11 protein-coding genes and 9 pseudogenes are annotated in these 16,865 nt (G+C 59.7%); 13 read left to right on the top strand and 7 right to left on the bottom strand.

Annotated elements, in window-relative coordinates:
• A partial coding sequence (locus NKK47_RS20035; protein ID WP_352578003.1) for an IS110 family RNA-guided transposase occupies positions 1–526 on the top strand: 526 nt, incomplete at its 5' end.
• A 264-nt stretch (positions 527–790) separates the two neighbouring features.
• Here the strand turns inward: NKK47_RS20035 and NKK47_RS20030 are convergent.
• Positions 791–1,479, bottom strand: a pseudogene (locus tag NKK47_RS20030) (IS630 family transposase); the annotation flags it as partial.
• A gap of 86 nt (positions 1,480–1,565) precedes the next feature.
• Here NKK47_RS20030 and NKK47_RS20025 point away from each other — a divergent pair.
• On the top strand, positions 1,566–1,883 hold the full coding sequence (locus NKK47_RS20025; protein ID WP_352578002.1) for a hypothetical protein: 318 nt from the start codon (positions 1,566–1,568) through the stop codon (positions 1,881–1,883).
• A gap of 859 nt (positions 1,884–2,742) precedes the next feature.
• On the opposite strand, the gene NKK47_RS20020 is transcribed toward NKK47_RS20025, so the two are convergent.
• Positions 2,743–2,877 carry a hypothetical protein gene (locus NKK47_RS20020; RefSeq protein ID WP_352578001.1) on the bottom strand — a complete coding sequence of 45 codons (135 nt, stop codon included), beginning with the start codon at positions 2,875–2,877 and terminating at the stop codon, positions 2,743–2,745.
• Between the two features lie 47 nt (positions 2,878–2,924).
• Between NKK47_RS20020 and NKK47_RS20015 the strand changes: the two genes are divergently transcribed.
• The 3 genes and pseudogenes from NKK47_RS20015 (at position 2,925) to NKK47_RS20000 (ending at position 5,395) form a co-directional block, all read left to right on the top strand.
• Positions 2,925–4,094: a M20 aminoacylase family protein gene (locus tag NKK47_RS20015; protein WP_352578000.1), complete on the top strand. Its 1,170-nt coding sequence runs from the start codon at positions 2,925–2,927 to the stop codon at positions 4,092–4,094.
• 6 nt (positions 4,095–4,100) lie between these two features.
• A pseudogene (locus NKK47_RS35230) lies at positions 4,101–4,868 on the top strand (MFS transporter); the annotation flags it as partial.
• Between the two features lie 149 nt (positions 4,869–5,017).
• Entirely contained in the window at positions 5,018–5,395 is a 378-nt protein-coding gene (locus NKK47_RS20000; protein WP_352577999.1) for an MFS transporter, read from the top strand.
• Between the two features lie 105 nt (positions 5,396–5,500).
• Here NKK47_RS20000 and NKK47_RS19995 read toward each other — a convergent pair.
• Together NKK47_RS19995 and NKK47_RS19990 are read right to left on the bottom strand one after the other, a co-directional pair.
• Positions 5,501–5,903, bottom strand: a pseudogene (locus NKK47_RS19995) (transposase); the annotation flags it as partial.
• A 1,455-nt stretch (positions 5,904–7,358) separates the two neighbouring features.
• Positions 7,359–7,757 (bottom strand): annotated as a pseudogene (locus NKK47_RS19990) (M16 family metallopeptidase); the annotation flags it as partial.
• A 681-nt stretch (positions 7,758–8,438) separates the two neighbouring features.
• Here NKK47_RS19990 and NKK47_RS35225 point away from each other — a divergent pair.
• Positions 8,439–8,659, top strand: a pseudogene (locus NKK47_RS35225) (aspartate 1-decarboxylase); the annotation flags it as partial.
• 282 nt (positions 8,660–8,941) lie between these two features.
• Complete coding sequence (locus NKK47_RS19980; protein ID WP_352577998.1) at positions 8,942–10,009, top strand: D-alanine--D-alanine ligase family protein; 1,068 nt, start codon at positions 8,942–8,944, stop codon at positions 10,007–10,009.
• Positions 10,010–10,520: 511 nt separating this feature from the next.
• Here the strand turns inward: NKK47_RS19980 and NKK47_RS19975 are convergent.
• From NKK47_RS19975 to NKK47_RS19965, 3 genes and pseudogenes are all read right to left on the bottom strand, one after another.
• Positions 10,521–10,673: pseudogene (locus NKK47_RS19975) on the bottom strand (IS481 family transposase); the annotation flags it as partial.
• 38 nt (positions 10,674–10,711) lie between these two features.
• On the bottom strand, positions 10,712–11,914 hold the full coding sequence (locus tag NKK47_RS19970; RefSeq protein ID WP_352577997.1) for an IS256 family transposase: 1,203 nt from the start codon (positions 11,912–11,914) through the stop codon (positions 10,712–10,714).
• A 59-nt stretch (positions 11,915–11,973) separates the two neighbouring features.
• Positions 11,974–12,496 (bottom strand): annotated as a pseudogene (locus NKK47_RS19965) (leucine zipper domain-containing protein); the annotation flags it as partial.
• A 59-nt stretch (positions 12,497–12,555) separates the two neighbouring features.
• On the opposite strand from NKK47_RS19965, the gene NKK47_RS19960 reads away from it, so the two are divergent.
• From NKK47_RS19960 to NKK47_RS19935, 6 genes and pseudogenes are all read left to right on the top strand, one after another.
• A complete protein-coding gene (locus tag NKK47_RS19960; protein WP_352577996.1) occupies positions 12,556–12,759 on the top strand; it encodes a hypothetical protein in 204 nt (67 codons plus the stop codon).
• Between the two features lie 783 nt (positions 12,760–13,542).
• Positions 13,543–13,746, top strand: a complete 204-nt coding sequence (locus NKK47_RS19955) for a hypothetical protein (RefSeq protein ID WP_352577995.1) — start codon at positions 13,543–13,545, stop codon at positions 13,744–13,746.
• Positions 13,747–14,539: 793 nt separating this feature from the next.
• Positions 14,540–14,656 (top strand): annotated as a pseudogene (locus NKK47_RS19950) (helix-turn-helix domain-containing protein); the annotation flags it as partial.
• Between the two features lie 574 nt (positions 14,657–15,230).
• Positions 15,231–15,938: pseudogene (locus NKK47_RS19945) on the top strand (LuxR family transcriptional regulator); the annotation flags it as partial.
• A gap of 152 nt (positions 15,939–16,090) precedes the next feature.
• Complete coding sequence (locus NKK47_RS19940) at positions 16,091–16,573, top strand: acyl-homoserine-lactone synthase (protein ID WP_352577994.1); 483 nt, start codon at positions 16,091–16,093, stop codon at positions 16,571–16,573.
• A gap of 80 nt (positions 16,574–16,653) precedes the next feature.
• Positions 16,654–16,860: a DNA -binding domain-containing protein gene (locus NKK47_RS19935; protein WP_352578007.1), complete on the top strand. Its 207-nt coding sequence runs from the start codon at positions 16,654–16,656 to the stop codon at positions 16,858–16,860.
• Positions 16,861–16,865 lie beyond the last annotated feature (5 nt).

Below are 16,865 nucleotides of genomic sequence, written 5' to 3'. Positions count from 1 at the left end.
TCATGGCTCCGCCATCCCAGAGGCCGCCCGTCCGATCCTGTGTCTGTTCGTGGAACAGTTGCGCTCGCTGGATGAGAGGGTGGCTGTGCTCGACCGCGAGATCGCCCGGCGCGCCAGGGAGGACGCGGAATCGAAACGACTGATGACTATCCCGGGGATAGGATCGATCACCGCGACTGCTCTCGCCGCTCTGGCTCCGTCGGCTCAGACCTTCAAAAGGGGGCGTGATTTTGCGGCCTGGCTGGGGCTCACTCCGTTGCAGCGTTCCACGGGCGGGAAGCAGAAGCTTGGCGAGACGTCCCGCATGGGCGAACGAACTCTGCGCCGCCTGCTCATTATAGGGGCCAGCGCTGCCGTGCGCTGGGCGATGCGGAAGGGGAAATCTGCGGACCCATGGCTCATGCGCATGCTGGACCGTAAGCCGCCCATGTTGGTGATCGTCGCGCTTGCCAACAAGACGGCACGCATCGTCTGGGCATTGATGGCGAAAGGCGGAACCTATCGGGCTCCGGCGGTGGCGGGTTAGTTCCGCTCGGCCGGAAGGCCTCGAAAGTGTGAGAAGGTCAAACGGAGAGTATGGCGCAACGGTCAACGAGACGGGATCGGGAAAACCAGATCATGGATACGTGCCTTGAGCACGCGAGATTGAATTGGACCCGCTCCGCGAACTCCCATACGGGCCCGCGGCATGTGGAACGCCGCATCAGAGGCCGGACACATGTCAGCACCCGACCACGCTCCTCATTCTTCATATAAGATTCTTCTTGCGCTGACGGGGGCGTCCACACATGTCCATGACGACTACGTCGCCCTCCGACAATGTCGGGACCAGCACCTGCTCGACATAGGCCAGGAACACGTTGCCGTTCATGGCGCCGTCGTAGACGAAGGGCGCAGTCATGCCCGTCAGCCGCAGCGCTCCGGTGAAGGTCGTGGTCTTCCAGTGGCCATGCGGCACGCCGGCCCGGCAGCGCTCGCCGCGCGGCGCTCTTCCACGCAGGCGGGCCATCTTTGTGGAGAGGCCGGTCTCGTCGATGAACACGAGCTTCGCCGGATCGAGATCGAGCTGGCCGTCGAACCAGTCCCGGCGCCGCTTCAGGATGTCGAGGCGACCCTGCTCCAGTGCGTGCGCGGACTTTTTTTGAATGTCCAGCCGTGACCGCGAAGCCAGGCGCTCAAGGCGCTGCGGCTGATCCGCACTGACTGCTCGGCGACGAGCCGCTCCACCACCTCGTTCAGCGTGATGTCCTTGCGCTCCCCGATCAGCCCGACGATGAAGGCTTCATGCGCATCGAGGCTGGAGGTGCGGCGGCGGCCCTGCGGGCGTGGGCCCAGTTCACCGATCTTCGCCCGCGCAATCCAGCGGATCGCGCTGGACACTCCCAGGCCGAACCGCGCCGCCGCTTGCCGCGCCGACATGCCCTCGTCCGAAGCCTTCAAGACCCGCGACCGAAGATCACCGCTCAATGCTCTTCCCATCGTCCACCTCCATCGAGGGATGTTGAATCAGCACAAAACGTAGCCGTCACATCACAATCGATTCATCGATCACAGGACGTGCTCTAATGCGACGCGAGGGCGAGTGGAACGGCAAGCAGCTGATTCTCGCCTCCGTGGTACACGACGTGCAAAATGGCGGGGATCCCACCAAATTCCGATCTACGACCCTGCCCGGCTTTACGTATCGCAGCCAGTGGTGGGTGACGCACGGCGAGCTGGGCGCGTTTCCTGGCCGGGGAATGCACGGCCAGCTGCTCTATGTGGCGCCGAAGGCGGAGATGGTGGTGGCGCGCTTTGCGTCGCACCCGGTAGCGGGAAGCTCCGGGAACAGCCCAATCACTCTGCCACAGATGCTGGAATTGGGATGGACCCTGTCCGGGTAGCCGGCAAGCGAGCAGGCTCAGATCTGCTTGAACCATCGAGCGCATGACCTACACCGGCCACGTGGCCGTCCACCCGCTTGAGGGGACTGCGGTTATAGCATGTGTAATCTTGATCTCCCCTACGCGCCAAACTTACGGAGATCATCTTGAACAAAGATCAAGTTGCAGTCGCCAGCGGCTTGGAAACATCCATTGATGCCATTCTTGTCGCGCCGTTTTGAGCATCTACGCCGCGCCCGCTACGCGCCAAGCACAGCACGCTTTTATCTTTGCTGTGATTGTCCGTCTCGCCCACTGGATCGTGACGGAGCGGCTGCGTTCGCTTCTGTTGACGAAGCCGCGCAAAATCGCTTCGTCGAGGAATACCTTCCGCCTGCAGCCGATCTCATTCGGTTCGCCAATTACCGCACGAGTTCAGAGCGGCCATTACGCTTGCTTTGCTGTGCTTCGCGCGGCAGGCGCCGTTCCCACCAAATGGGCAGCGCCAAGAGGTTGAGTTGGAAGCGTTTCGAGTTTACATCCGGGATGTGGGTGGGCTAGAGCCCAACCCGCGGTCCAGCGCAAGCGCATCGTTTGCCACTTCCATTCACCGCAAGAAGCACTCCTGGTTCTTCAGAACCTGAAACATGCGCTGGCCTTCCGGGATCCAACTCAGACCGGCACACATCCAAATGGCTGATGGTATTGCAAACACACCGCTTTGTGCGGCCCGCGTTTCAAAAGCCGACGCATTTTGGCGTAAACCTGCCTTCCCTATGGTTCATATTCTCTGAAGGTGAATAATTTGGTCGAGACAAATTTGGGTGGCTATGGCTCCGGTACGCTTAGCGACTCCTGTAGCCGTGTTCCAATCACTAGATTACTGGACGAGCGGCTGCGGCAGAAAGCCCTTGAGCCGATGGCGCGCGCGGACCTCGAGAAACTTGTAGTCATCGCGCACGGCCACGTTCGGTACCTCACCGAGCCAAAGAGCGGCGCGGAAATACTCAGCCATATACCGCACGACGCTTACTTGCACATATTTCTAAGTTGGGGCCTGACATGCACACAGTTGAAAATTTCCGGGATCTGCAGCGCGAGGCAACCAATTGGCGCCGCTATCTTCATGCAAACCCAGAGCTCGATTTTCAGGAACACAACACAGCGAGGTTTGTGACCGAGAAGCTGGCTTCCTTCGGTATCAATCATATTGAAACGGGGATTGCTGAAACCGGCATCGTCGCCTTGATTCAGGGCGAACGCGGAGACGGGCCGACCATCGGATTGAGGGCGGACATGGATGCCCTGCCAATCGCTGAGGCGTCAAATAAACCCTGGTCCTCGAAAAACCCGGGCATTATGCATGCATGCGGCCATGACGGCCACACGGCCATGTTGCTGGGCGCGGCGAAATACCTGGCGAGTACCCGTAACTTCAAGGGCTGCGTCGCCTTGATCTTTCAGCCGGCAGAAGAGCCAGAATTCCCGACGGGCGGCTTTAGGATGGTCCAGGAAGGAATCATGGACCGTTTCGCCATCTCCCAGGTTTTTGGCATGCATAACGTGCCAGGCATAGAAGTCGGCAAATTCGCCATTTGCGATGGCCCGATCGACGGGTCGCAGGACGACTTCGACATTGTTGTGAAGGGCAGGGGCGGCCATGCGTCCTCGCCGCATCGGACCATCGATCCCGTTGTCATTGCAGCCCAGATCATCCTCGGCCTGCAAACCTTGGTCTCGCGCAAGACCGATCCTAGGGAGTCGCTAGTGATCTCCGTCACCAAGTTGAAAGCGGCTCAAGCCTACAATGTTATTCCCGATCACGTTGAAATCGCCGGAACCGTCAGGACTCTTGCATCCGGCCTGCGAGACTTCGCCGAACGAGAAATTTTGGCGTGCGCTCAGGGCATTGCGCGTGGTTTCGGCGCGGACGTGGAGTTCAGGTACGTTCGTTCCGTCCCGGTTACCTTCAACCATACGGAGGAGACTAATCTGGCGATCACGGCGGCACGCAGACTCGTCGGGTCTTCATCCGTGAACGATAAGATGAGACCAGGCATGGGAGCGGAGGACTTTGCCTATATGCTTGAGGCGCGGCCGGGCGCTTACATTCTCCTCGGCAATGGTCCGACGGCTGCCCTGCATAACAACGAGTATGATTTTACCGACGAAGCTCTGCCTTATGGCATCGGCTATTGGGTGAGTCTGGTCGAGACAGCGCTCGCTGTCTGAAGTTTTGATATGGTGGACCGACGCGATGTTCCCGCTGCCGTCACCCTGCTTTCCGTTGGCTTCAACACTGCCCGGACCGTAGGCCCGGCGCTCGGCGGCATCGTGGTTGCCTCGTTCGGACTTCTGACGGCTTTCGCCGTAACCACACTCACCCATCTGGTTCCTGTGGGCACCATATGGCGCTGCAAGTGGAAGGTTCACTCCTCACCTCTCCCGCGCGAGTCGATGAGGACGGCGATCTATGACGGGCTGCGCTTCACGGCGATGTCATCGCAAATTAAGGCGGCGACCGCGCGCGGAACCCTCTTTGGCGTGGCAAGCATCGCCATACTCGCGCTGCTGCCGCTGGTGGTCCGCGATAAGCTGGGAGGAGGACCTCTCGCCTATGGCACCCTCAGGGCCATCTACCGGGCCAAGGACGCCGGCGCCGGTATGAAGGCCCTGGAGGACTTCGAGGCCGGCTACTGGGGCCAGCGATATCCCGCGATCACTCAGAGCTGGCGGCGCAACTGGCAGCACGTCGTGCCGTTCTTCGCCTTCCCAGAAAGCGTGCGCCGGATCATCTACACGACGGATGCAATTGAGGCGTTGAACTCCAAGCTGCGCCGCGCCGTCCGCACCCGCGGACACTTCCCGAGTGACGACGCGGCGATGAAACTGCTATATCTGGTCCTGAACCATGCGGCTGAGGAATGGAAACGACCGCCGCGCGAATGGTTCGAGGCCAAGACCCAGTTCGCCGTTGTCTTCGGCGAGAGGTTCGTCAGCCAATGACGAGACCGGCCTCGCGCACAGAATTCCTGACAGTCCCGAGCCTGATCCTTCGGAGGACTTCAACGCCCCGGCAGTTGCGCTTGAGCTGAAGCCAAGTAGCGGTCCCATCGTTGTCAAGGTTGAGTATCTGATACCCGTGGAAAAGGTCGATGCTTCCTGGACCTCATGCGCGAGCGCCGGCATGTAGCCGCGTCGGTGCTCGGCACTGGACGCTCCAGCGCAACCTTCAGGAGTCTTTGCGATGGACAGAGACATTCCGCACACCGACCTGGACGGACTACCTTCGCCTCAACCATCGGCTCACGGAAGCAGACAAGGAACTGAACCAACGCGTCTTCCAATTGCACGCGGGAGAGCTTCCGCCATCACACGACGCTCTCGATCGAGCGGCCGACAAGCTCGGCCCGCACCCGAGCAATCGGCTCCTCATTTTTCCCGCCATTGACCTATTCAGGATTCGGCGAGTTGGCGTACAGGCATCACATTCATCGTTCTCTTCGGTGACCGGATCACGCATCGGGAGATAATTATCGGAACATGAGAGGCGCAACCGCGCAACGGGGTCCGTCGGATTGGTCTTCAGCGCGGACAGCAGCGAGGTACTGTGAGAGCTGAGGTCGGATTAGTCCATAGTCGATCGGCCGTCGAGGAAGGGCCTTCACCTTGCCGTCGATCTCCTCGCACAGCCGCGAGACATGGCTCCTGGAGATGCCGCTCATCCCCTGGCCTTCACCAGGTCCTCAACCGATCGGGTCAAGCGTTGCATATGAGCTTCCTGGACGGCGGTCAGCGCCTTCTCGGCCATTCGGCGGCTCAAGGAAACCCGGGAAGTTTCGCGATACGCAGCTCGACCTTGCCGGCCCCGCGTCTCCCAGTCCCGGTCGCGGCAGCCATTGCGCTGGGCGAGCCGCAGCGAGTTCTTCTCGCCATAGGCGGCGCCGGTGGCCGCGCCCGCCTCCATTCCATCAGCCGCTCGGCGGCAAAGCCGATCATCTCCCGCAGGAGATCGGTATCCGGGGTCTTCTCCACCAGCATGCACAGGTTTCGTCATCGGTGGTCCTTCCGACACGCCGCTCACTCGCTACAGCGCGACTAACGGCGGCTCGACACGGATATGTGCGATCTACAGGCCAACGATTATCAGACCGCCGCGCAGCCCCGTTCGTGCGCATGGTCCTCGACCTAGGCAGCTGGGGTAATTGTCTTTTTCTGGAAACTCGGGTGATCAGGGTCGCCGCATTGCCGCGACCTGAAGGCGGCCCGGTGCAACGGCGGGTAAAGGCCGCTCCTCTATTCGCTGGAGGGAATCGAGCGGGCGACAGCATTGCGCCAATTCGGCCTAAATCGCGCCGACCGAGATGAAGTAAGATTAGGAGGACAGTATGTGAATGGAATCAAACGTGAAAGTGCTATCCGTGCGCGTTTCGACAAGAAGAGCACCTTCTCTATTCGATATCTAAATTTTCAACACTGATACTCGAATGACGGAGGTTACCAACAGAGTTTCGATAAAATTGTTGCGGCTTTGTGGTATGTTTTCAAACACGGCTCGACTGGGACGTGCCGACCAATGGCGGGTACGAGATCCATTCCTTTGACGAGCTCAAGCCGCATCACCTTGCGAGGTTCCGATGGTCGTGTCGAAGGGGCGCCCAACTGCTTCCGTCGAACGGGCGACCATGCTCCGCGACACTTCTCCGGTGCTGTTGGAGGGGAACACGGCGCCCAAGGATCCGGGCATGTGGGAAAGCAGCCGTTTCGCCCTGGAAATTCCACTATCCGCCCGTAGGGCGCTGGTGGTATTGCCGTCAACACTTGCGAGCTCTTCGCTAGCGTAATCGAGTCGGCCTGCCGCACTGTCTCAGCTGTGTTGTCACCGTCACCGACTTGCACATCGAGCGCATCCTTCGCCGGGCCGACTGGCCGCCACGTCGGGCGTCGACCTGTCGCGCTGGGCCTTTCTGTTTCGCGGACTTCCTTACGCGTGATGCAGCCGTATTCCGACCGACAGCTCCAAATCCCAGTTTCGGGTGCGCGTGTTATTCAATCCGTGCGTCGCCAAATCGACGCGATCTTGCCCGCCGGGCAGTCGAAACATCGGCGGTGGGCACTTGAATGTATCAGGAGCTTTAGCTGCGCACGGACGGCTGCCAAACCCCTGTTTACACCGGAAGCGCGTGGCCGACGCGTCCGCTTCGTCCTCTAATCACTCGACGGTCGCTTGCGGGGGTACACCGGGAAATGCCGAAATCTGATCGGCAGCCGCGCATTCAGACCGACCGGCGAGATCCTCGCAATCATCCGCGTGAAGGCATTCGCCACGCCATCCAGGACGGCCACGCGCTCATGAATGGGCGGTACAGGGAGTTCCTCGCTTGAAAGGCGTAACGTAGCGCACAGCGCGTTTGTGCAGCCGCCAAACAATTTCCTGTAGCCAGTTGCGACATCCAGTTCGCACCGTCGAGATGACTTCCCGGCACGCTGCGGTTCGCGTGCTGGATCGAACCCGCCGAGAATCTCGGCCAGCAGGTCGACCGCCTGGGCGTCGCCAGGCTCGGCCGTGCGACAGGACGGCACCACCCAATGCGTGGAGAAGCAGGGCACCGCAACGGGCATCGCTCAGCGTTAATGTGCGCATGGTGTTCTGCTCCGGTTCAACGGGCGGACACGCGGCGGTAGGTTACGGTCCGCGCGGGACGCCGCCATAGGTCTTTTCGGCCAGCGCCTTCACCGTCTCCCGCTCGACATCGCCTGCTACCCCATCACCGCGTTGTTCGGCCGGTAGTGATTGTCATAGAAGGCCTGGGCGTCGGCGCTGTTCAACTTCTCCATCTCTTACATCCAGCGGATGACCGCTAGGCGGTAGGGCCGGTTCTGGAGGACAGCTGCATAAGTAGTCTGGGCGGCAAACAGGAGAGTTTGGCCGTCGCGATCGGATTCATCTGCGTCAATACGGCCTGCTGCGCTCGGCTTGCCGACGAACAGATCGACGCCTTCTCTACGATGCTCGCGGGCTGGCGCAAATGTCCAGGCAACCTCTCTCGCCCCGTGCATGCGAAGACGTTGATAAGCTTAGTTGATAAGCTTAAAAGCGGCGAGAGTTTCGGACCGGCCGCAAGCTGCTGCATGGCAAGACCGTCGGATCGAGAACGAACAGCGGGCTCTGGCAAAAGACACTGGTTGCCTAGCGTTGTCCCAGAATGGTGGACGGAATTGCTCCGCGGGAAAATCTGCTTCATGCCTTCAACCCTGTTCGGTGTTGTCCGATTTCCGACAATATCGGGCTGCGCAACGTAGCAGATTCGGATATCTCAGACGTTTTTAAATGGTTTCTCGTTTGGCACGCTGCATGCAAGGTTATCAGCACATGCAAGGTTATCAGCAAATGCGTCACGGACTGAAGAGAAATCGTCCCATGATCACGCTCACCGAAAATGCCGCCGCCGATCCTTCTGAAAGTCTGCTCCTCGACATATGGCGGCACGTCTATCAATCCCCCGTTTTCTGCGACTAGGCCCCTGCCGTTGTTCGTCGGCACGGCGATCCATAATTATAAGAGGAAACCTGTAGATGAGAAAGGTCATTGTGGCCAAGCTTCATGGCACCACTGTAACCGGCTCGGATCCGAACTAACACGGGTCAATAACTCTGGACCGAGACCAATGCGCTGACGTGGGTATTCTTCCGCTGGAATTCGTTGAGATTTGGAATACGACTTCAGGTGCCCGAATCAGCACACACGTGAGTTACGGTGAGAGGTTCTCGTTTGTTGCGTGCTGAACGGAGCCGCTGAAACCGCGAGTGCTGGCGTTCGACCCGGACAATTCTGTCGCGACTGCATGTTCTACGAAGCTAGCATAAGGGATGACGGAACCGCGACGTTTGCGGTGAGCGAGGGCTCTCCCTCGCGGTAACGGCTAACGTCCCAAGTTAGCCCTTTGCTATAGCCTACGGGAGCAGACTAGGCGCGAAGAACACCAACCGGAGCATCATCCCTACTAATCCAGATGGTCTTCGTGTTCCACACCCAACAATAAGCTGACCCCACAACTCATTCCGAAAGGTAATTTACGATGCAATTGGCGATCATATATGGCGGCCGCTCAGTGGAGCATGACGTGTCGATCGCGATGTACAATCACATGGCCGACGTCCTCAACGATGCTTCCGATGCCGATATTTCCACGGCACGTATATACTACATCTCCAGATCCGGGGGACTGTTCAGGCTTGCACTTGACTTGGATCGCCTTCCCAGGCACGACGAATTCGCAAATCGCGCTGAAATGCATCCGCTCGCCTCTCTCGCTCACCTACTCAAGAGCGATGGCCTGTTCGTGTTTTCACTTCTTCTGGGCCAGGACGGGGAGGATGGCCAAATCCAGGCTCTTGCCCAATTCCACGACATACCGGGTAGCTTCGGCGACAAAACTGCGGCCATGCTCTCTGCAGATAAGTATCTGCAGGGCGTAGTTGCCAATCGACTTTGCCCCGAGTTGACTCCCATTCCGACGGTCCACGTCTCCCAAGGCAATCTCGACGCAGGCATCACAGAAGCCCTGCGGCATCTTGCTGGCCCGTGTGTCTTCAAACCGAACACGCTCGGAGGATCCTTCCTCACCGAGTGGACAGACAAACTCTCAGAGGAGGGCCTCCGTTCCTATTCCGAACGGATCGCTCCGTATGACGCTTCATTTCTGGTCCAGCAGCGAATTGTTGGAACGGAGTACACGTGCGGCGTGTTAATAAACCGACATGAGATTATGCCGCTTCCGATTGCGCGGATCAACAATCCCTCGGGCTTCCTCGGGTATGATCAGAAGAAGCGAGAGGTCCCTGTTGACTTCCACGACGTGGAGGAGATGCTTCAAACTCGTATCGCCTCGATTTCCATGAAGATTGCTCGGGATTTCAGGCTCCACACATTCGGGCGCCTTGACTTCATCGTTGATGAGCAGCAACGTGTTTACTTCTTCGAAGTCAACGTTGTTCCAGGGCTGACAGCAAGAAGCATGTTTACCAAGATGCTCGCAAAAGCCGGTTTTGACCTTTGCCACGTCATTAGGCTAGCTGCCTCCAACGAGGCACATGAACGGCGCCGAGAGGAGATTCGCAAGATCGAGACCAGCCGTATCTGCTAGGGACTGCGGCCTAGCGGCGTGATCGTATTACGCGGAGCGTCGCTAGTGCGTTTATCCTCGACAAAGGGGTACAGCCTTGCTGGAATCGACACCGCGAAGCGAGGCTACATCCGCCGTCATCCACTTCGATTTCGAAGTCCTGGCCTTTCCTCATCGCGCAGCTGCTTCTCTATCGCGTGTTGCGGCTGATCCGCCGCTACCTTGAGGCGGGCGTGCTCGCCAACAGGGTGCGAGGCTGGACCGGCATTGCGCCGGGTCAGCATGCGCGCCTTCTCCCTCATACGTCCGCGATCATCCTGTCGACCAATTCGCTGCGCGATCGCAGTGCGAACGATGGCGCGAGTGTCCATTTCTCGTGCAAGATGAGGTAGAGGGCCGGCGTAAAGCCAGAGGTGTTGAGTCGAAGGACGTCCGTCAGAAGCGCCCGGCGGGACGGGCGATGCTTACAATTCGCGATCGGTTCAACGTTATGAGAATCGGGCGCTGCTGTCGTAAGCGCCTGCGCGCCCCCACCGGTGTCGGTCATGACGCGCGAGACGGTGACGCCGAGGCTGGCATAGTAGGCAACAGCCGCTTTGAGGAAGGCGACCGCGCTGGCAGCCGTCTGATCGGGCATGATGTCGGTGAAGGCGACGCGCGAGGCGTCGTCGATGCAGACATGGACAGGGACTGTCAGGAATTCTGTGCGCGAGGCCGGGCTCGTCATTGGCTGACGAACCTCTCGCCGAAGACAACGGCGAATTGGGTCTTGGCCTCGAACCATTCGCGCGGCGGTCGTTTCCATTCCTCAGCCGCATGGTTCAGGACCAGATATAGCAGTTTCATCGCCGCGTCGTCACTCGGGAAGTGTCCGCGGGTGCGGACGGCGCGGCGCAGCTTGGAGTTCAACGCCTCAATTGCATCCGTCGTGTAGATGATCCGGCGCACGCTTTCTGGGAAGGCGAAGAACGGCACGACGTGCTGCCAGTTGCGCCGCCAGCTCTGAGTGATCGCGGGATATCGCTGGCCCCAGTAGCCGGCCTCGGATTCCTCCAGGGCCTTCATGCCGGCTTCGGCGTCCTTGGCCCGGTAGATCGCACGCAGCGCCGGCACGACGGGCTTGCGGTCCTTCCACGACACGAACTCCAGGGAATGGCGGATCAGGTGCACGATGCAGGTTTGAACCACGGTTTGGGGGAAGACGGCGTTGATCGCCTCGGGAAAGCCCTTTAGGCCATCGACGACGGCGATCAAGACGTCGGCGACGCCACGACTCTTCAACTCGTTCACGACGCGCAGCCAGAACTTGGCGCCCTCGGTCTGCTCGATCCAGATGCCGAGGATCTCCTTCGTGCCATCCGGCAGGATGCCGAGCGCGATGTAGACGGCCTTGTTCCTGACGAAGCCCTCGTCCCTGATCTTGACCCGGATGGCATCGAAGAAGACGAGCGGATAGACCACATCCAGCGGGCGATTCTGCCACTCTGCCACTTCCTCCAGGACAGCGTCGGTGACGGCCGAGATCAGGTCCGGCGACACGTCTATGCCGTAGAGCTCCTCCAGGTGGCCGCGGATCTCGCGCACCGTCATGCCGCGCGCATACATGGAGATGATCTTCTCGTCGAAGTCTGGGAAGCGGCGCTGATATTTGGCGATCAGCTTCGGATCGAAGGTTCCGGCACGGTCGCGCGGGATCGTCAGCGTCATCTTCGATGTGCCCGTCAGCACCGATTTCCGCGAATGGCCATTGCGGCGATTGGCGTTGCCGTCGGCCTGCTCCTCATCGAGGTGCTCGTCCAGTTCGGCGTTCAGATTCCGCTCCGAAAGCGCCTTCTTCAGATCGTCGAGCAGCCCGTCTCTGGCGAAAACCTCATTCGGATCGCGACCCGCAAGCAGTTGGTCCAGAAGTTCCTTCTCAATAGCCATGTGATGATTCTCTCCTTTCCATCATCATGGCCTCGCGCACAGAATTCCTGACAGTCCTCATGGACATGTTCCCATCCTGCACCCCACCCGTTGCCTCGCCTCGAACTTTGCCTGGTTCCGTCGTCGGTCATGCGGTCAACCGCTTCGAAACGCCAAGCGTCTTGACATCGAAGTGGATGAGGTCGCCCGGATGCGCCCGCTCGTAGCGGCGCACTGGCTCGCCGGCTCGATATCCTTCAGCCATGACAGGCCAGCCCGCCTAAGCGCTCGGCTGACGGTGGCCGACGAGACGCCGACAGCAACCCCGACGTGCTGTCCGGTAAGCCGTTGCCGCCGCAGCGCGACAATGCGCTCGACGGTGGTTGCCTCGGTTGGACGATAAAGCTTCCTGGGACGCGACGAGCGATTCAACCATGCCGGCCCGGCCCTCGGATTTGAACCGCTCCACCCACCGCGCCACGATCTTGGCCGACACACCATAGGCCCGCGCCGCAAGGGCTTGGGAAAGACGACCCTCAATGACCGAAAGAGCCATCTCCTTCGACGCAACGATGTCAAATGGGCATTCTTGTGGATGTTCATTCGGACCCTCCGGTAAGTGCTGAAGCTTGGTAACTCCAGTCTCCTCGGTCAGGTTCCGAATGGACAACGCCTCTGAAAGCTTACAACTAGGTACCGGCTTGGCCGCCCACCGCTCGCTTGAAATCATCGACAAGGTCATAACACTCTCGGTCCAGCTCTATCGCGAAGCCAACGGTGAGCGATTTGCCAAGAGTCGTCTCAAGCAAGATATTCGCAAAGATCCTTTTCAGCCGATGAACCGACCGAGTTTCGCGAGTTGCTAAAAGCCGCAGCTTTTCCGCCGCTGCCGCAGGTCGATGTCTCGGGAAGGACTATCAAGTGCTAGGCTGGCTGCCGACCGCATCCCTTATTGGCCTGCGCACAAGTCTGCTCGGGGTGCAGAGGCTGACAATATTCCAAACCACGCCGCTTCGTGCCGCTCCCGTTTCAAAAGCCAGTTCCTTTTGGCGCAATCCCGCGTCCACCACGCGTCATAATTTGTTGGAAAGTGCCACGCCGAACGGCAAATCGCTCAACCGAAAGGGGAATGGAGTATGCGGAATTTGGCAACATGGACGGCGAACGACAGCGAGGACTACGAATTCGCGCTCCACCGTGTCCGCCCACCAGGAGGCTGGGTTGGCGCCTGCCCGCCGATCCGCTCGCGAGCATTCGTTGCGCAGCTTTGTGGCAACTATAACCTCACCGGATACGACCAACCGAGCGGGTCGCGCCGACTACAAGTCCGCCAATACCGACGTGCTGGCGATATCGTTGAGGCGGTGAGCGGCCGGACGATGCGCTCCCATTTGGCGGACATCGCCGACGCGGCGGGATCGGGGACTGTCTTTACATGACCGCCGATCGGGAGGGCTTCCCGACATAGATGGCGGCGTGTGCATCACTGCGCGCGATTTGGCGCGATACGGCTCGCTCTTTGTGAGACGCGGCAGAGGGATCGGCGATCAGGAGGTGGGGAGCGCTTCCCTCATCGCGTGCTCGCTCCAGCCGGGGTCCCTATTCAGCACCCCGGGAAGCTACAGCAATCGAACGAACACCGACGGCCGTTGGCTCGGCCATGGCGGCTGTCGCGGCCAATACAGATCGCCGACCTGACCAGCGGCGTCGTGGGCGTTTTCTTCAGCGTGCTCGAGAACAAGGACGCCTACGATTCGAACTACTACGTCCCCATCATCAAGGGAGACATCGGCCGGTTGGATTTCGAGCCTAACGAGGTCGTCCACCATGCCACGCCGCCTATCAAGCAATAACTTACTAGCATGGAACCGCGGACGCTCGGCTTTTGTGCACTTAGCTTCAACTGTGGAGCCGCGCCGTTTTGAGGCGCTGGATTGCGCAGGAAAGATATCGAGGACATTTTCGAAATGGTCATCGCCGTACCGCATGTGAGATATCCGGGCTAGTGAACGCACCCGCCAACATCAGCGCAATGACGTCGGTGGCCACGCCGAAAATTTCGGCGGCGGCCGATCGACCGGGCGAGCCGGTAGAACAGCAACTGACGCCTGAGCTCAACGGATTTCTGCGAACGATGGACGTCGCGGGGTGCCGATATCTGCGGTTAGGACAGCGACATGGCTGCTTGCTCGGAAGGGCCTTCTTGCAGGCACACGCGCACGATACACTGGTCGCCGCTCGCTGCTTTCGCCGAAATGTTCAACCAACCCCGCATAAGCGATTCCTTGTTTGTCATGGACGGCCAGTATTCAACCTGCCCAAGAGAAGTGGCACCTTTCGACCTGGCCGTCGATCTGATCGGCGGCCATGCCGGCGCGTATATTGCACAGGAGGTCCGCCGATACGCGACCGTCCAAGCTCAACGCTCAGGATCAAACAGCCAGACCGGGCAGTCGGGTCTTGCCTTTGCCGGTGTGAGCGACAAGCTCATGATGGCAATGCGGATCATGGAAGAAAATTTAGAGTTCCCGCTGGCAATGGACGAGGTCGCGCAACGGACCGGAGTATCGCGGCGCCAGCTGGAACGCTTATTCGCTTCCCATATAGGACTTCCGCCAGTGCGTCACTGTCTCAGCAGACCATGCGAAGCGCCTGATCGAAGGCACGCGGATGCCCACTATCGGCGTTGCCATGGCCTGCGGGTTTACGTCTGCTTCGCACTTCGCAAAATGCTTCAGAGCCTTCAATGGAATGTCGCCGTAGCCGTGTCGAGCGATAGTGCCGGCTTGGGTTGGGCCCGGCTTGCGATGATAGCTTGGTATTTGAATTTAGCGGAAACAGCGGCAGTTTGGAGTCGATCTGCCCACCAAGAATCAGAAAGCGGCGCAACATACGTCCTTATCATAGCACTCTAAGCGGCGAGATGCGCCTACCCGTTGTCCTCTTCCGTGTCGACCGACGTTCACGCGGCAATCATTGGTTTGAGGCCGGCTTTGATGGCGCCCGACCATGGTGGCGCAGGATGACTTCTCACGATTGCATGATGCAGGGGCGGCAATTTCATTTCACCCCAAGAAGATTCTCCGACTGCGCTTTGCGGGGGGAGATGCTGTAGCGTCTCCGAGATGGCCGCTCGAAGAGTCCAGCGCAGCTGCGGTTGGCGGTGACCGGTGCGAAGATGATGCAAGCGTCGCGGCATCCTGTAAAGACGGTCAGCCCGGCCAATGCCCCGCGAAACCGGCCGCGGTTATGCGGGCCGGCTTATGGCGGCGTCTCCAGGTCAGGGTGGCGCGCAGCAGACAGATGGAGGCGTTGAGTCAGGACAATGACGAAGGATATGCAGTTTGTCTTCGAGACGTTCCTGGAAAAGCTGTCGGTAAGTGTCGACGAGGGCGATTTTCGCGGAGCCCTGGCCGATGTCGCCTCACGTCTCGATCTACTCGCCTTTGCCTACCTCTCCTTGCCGGCGGGGTCTAATGGCAAGCCCATGCTGATCTCGAATTATCCGGCGCTCTGGACAGGGCGCTATCTTGAGAACCGCTATCAGAATGTCGACCCGGTCATTGTACGTGCAAGCTATGGCAAATCCCCATTTCGATGGGGGTTTGACCTAAAGAGTTTTGATCTATGCGGGCCTCAGCTTAGGTTTTTCGAGGAAGCAGCGCAGTTCGGCATCTGCTGCGGCGTGACGATCCCGATTATCGATCGCCGAGGGAATTTTGCGGCAATGACCTTTGCCGCTGACAAGCCCGATCCTGCATTCTTTCGCGTGGCGGAACGCTACGAACAAGGTCTTCCGCTCATCGCGACCTGTTTTCATACGTTCGTCCGCCGCAGACTTTCGGGCGATCGAATAGTCGACGGTGTGTTGTTGACGCCGCGCGAATACGAGTGCCTACAATGGGCCGCGGGCGGCAAGTCCGCCCCGGATATCGGCTGCATCCTGGAGATCACGCGGCACACGGCCGCGTTTCATCTGGGCAACGTCCGCAAGAAGCTTGGCGTGACGACCACCAAACAGGCGATTGCGCGTCTCGCCGCTTCAGGCTTTCGCTTCACTGATAAGTCAGCTTCACCTGCGCAACTGCACAGGCTGCCCTGGCGTGAAGGATCGTCTCCAATGGCGGGGGAATTTTCCCCGTCCGAGCTAATGGCGGCTATGAGATCGATTCCTTTGACGCGCTCAGACCGCACTACTTGTTGCTGCGCGGTTTCGAGGGTCGGGTTGAGGTTTGCCTCCGCCTTCTGCCCTCGACGGGCCCGACAATGCTTCGCGACACTTTTCGGGTGCTGTTGGAAGGAAAGGCTGCACCTGAGGATCCGTGCGTCTGGGAAAGCAGCCGCTTCGCGCTCGATATAGCTTCATCCGAGCCAAGGGGAGCGGGCGGGATTGCTCTCGGCACCTACGAGCTCTTCGCCGGCGTGATCGAGTTCGGCCTCTCACGCCGGCTCCGCCACATCGTCACGGTCACCGACTTGCGCATGGAGCGCATTCTTCGTCGCGCCGGCTGGCCGCTCGAGGGGATCGGCGAGCCGCATACGATCGGCGCCACACGCGCCCTGGCGGGCTATCTCGAAGTGTCAAAAGTGAGACTCAACACGGTGCCACAAAACGGCGGCATTGAGGGTCCGGTACTATGGGCGCCGGTGCTAGTTGTCCGTAAGCACAAAGGGCATTGAGGCACTCGAGCGCCGACAGGCGATGCTTCGAAAGTGCTGCCGGCCAGATCGCGTCCGTGCGCAGGTAAACAGGGTGCAGGATATCCGCTCCCGAAACGGCGAGCTGGAGTTGCGCTCCGCATGACGAAGAAGAACATGCTGGCTCTTGTCGGGCAGCGCTGATCGGTCCAAGGCGCGTACACGCCGACTGGAGCGATCCTCACGATCACCTGCGCGATCGCATCCGCCGCGCCGTCTCTCGTGGCCGTGCGCTCATGAATGGCGGGTATCTGAACTCCCTTGTTTGAAGAGC

The sequence above is a fragment of the Mesorhizobium sp. M0019 genome, assembly GCF_040323975.1.
GTDB lineage: Bacteria > Pseudomonadota > Alphaproteobacteria > Rhizobiales > Rhizobiaceae > Mesorhizobium.
This window is presented reverse-complemented; position numbering and strand designations above follow the sequence as displayed.

Coding starts and splice junctions, on each gene's coding strand:
- NKK47_RS20000 (WP_352577999.1), top strand. CDS start 5,018: ATGCTTCCTGGACCTCATGCGCGAGCGCCGGCATGTAGCCGCGTCGGT.
- NKK47_RS19960 (WP_352577996.1), top strand. CDS start 12,556: ATGGACAACGCCTCTGAAAGCTTACAACTAGGTACCGGCTTGGCCGCC.
- NKK47_RS19970 (WP_352577997.1), bottom strand. CDS start 11,914: ATGGCTATTGAGAAGGAACTTCTGGACCAACTGCTTGCGGGTCGCGAT.
- NKK47_RS20015 (WP_352578000.1), top strand. CDS start 2,925: ATGCACACAGTTGAAAATTTCCGGGATCTGCAGCGCGAGGCAACCAAT.
- NKK47_RS20025 (WP_352578002.1), top strand. CDS start 1,566: ATGCGACGCGAGGGCGAGTGGAACGGCAAGCAGCTGATTCTCGCCTCC.
- NKK47_RS20020 (WP_352578001.1), bottom strand. CDS start 2,877: ATGGCTGAGTATTTCCGCGCCGCTCTTTGGCTCGGTGAGGTACCGAAC.
- NKK47_RS19980 (WP_352577998.1), top strand. CDS start 8,942: ATGCAATTGGCGATCATATATGGCGGCCGCTCAGTGGAGCATGACGTG.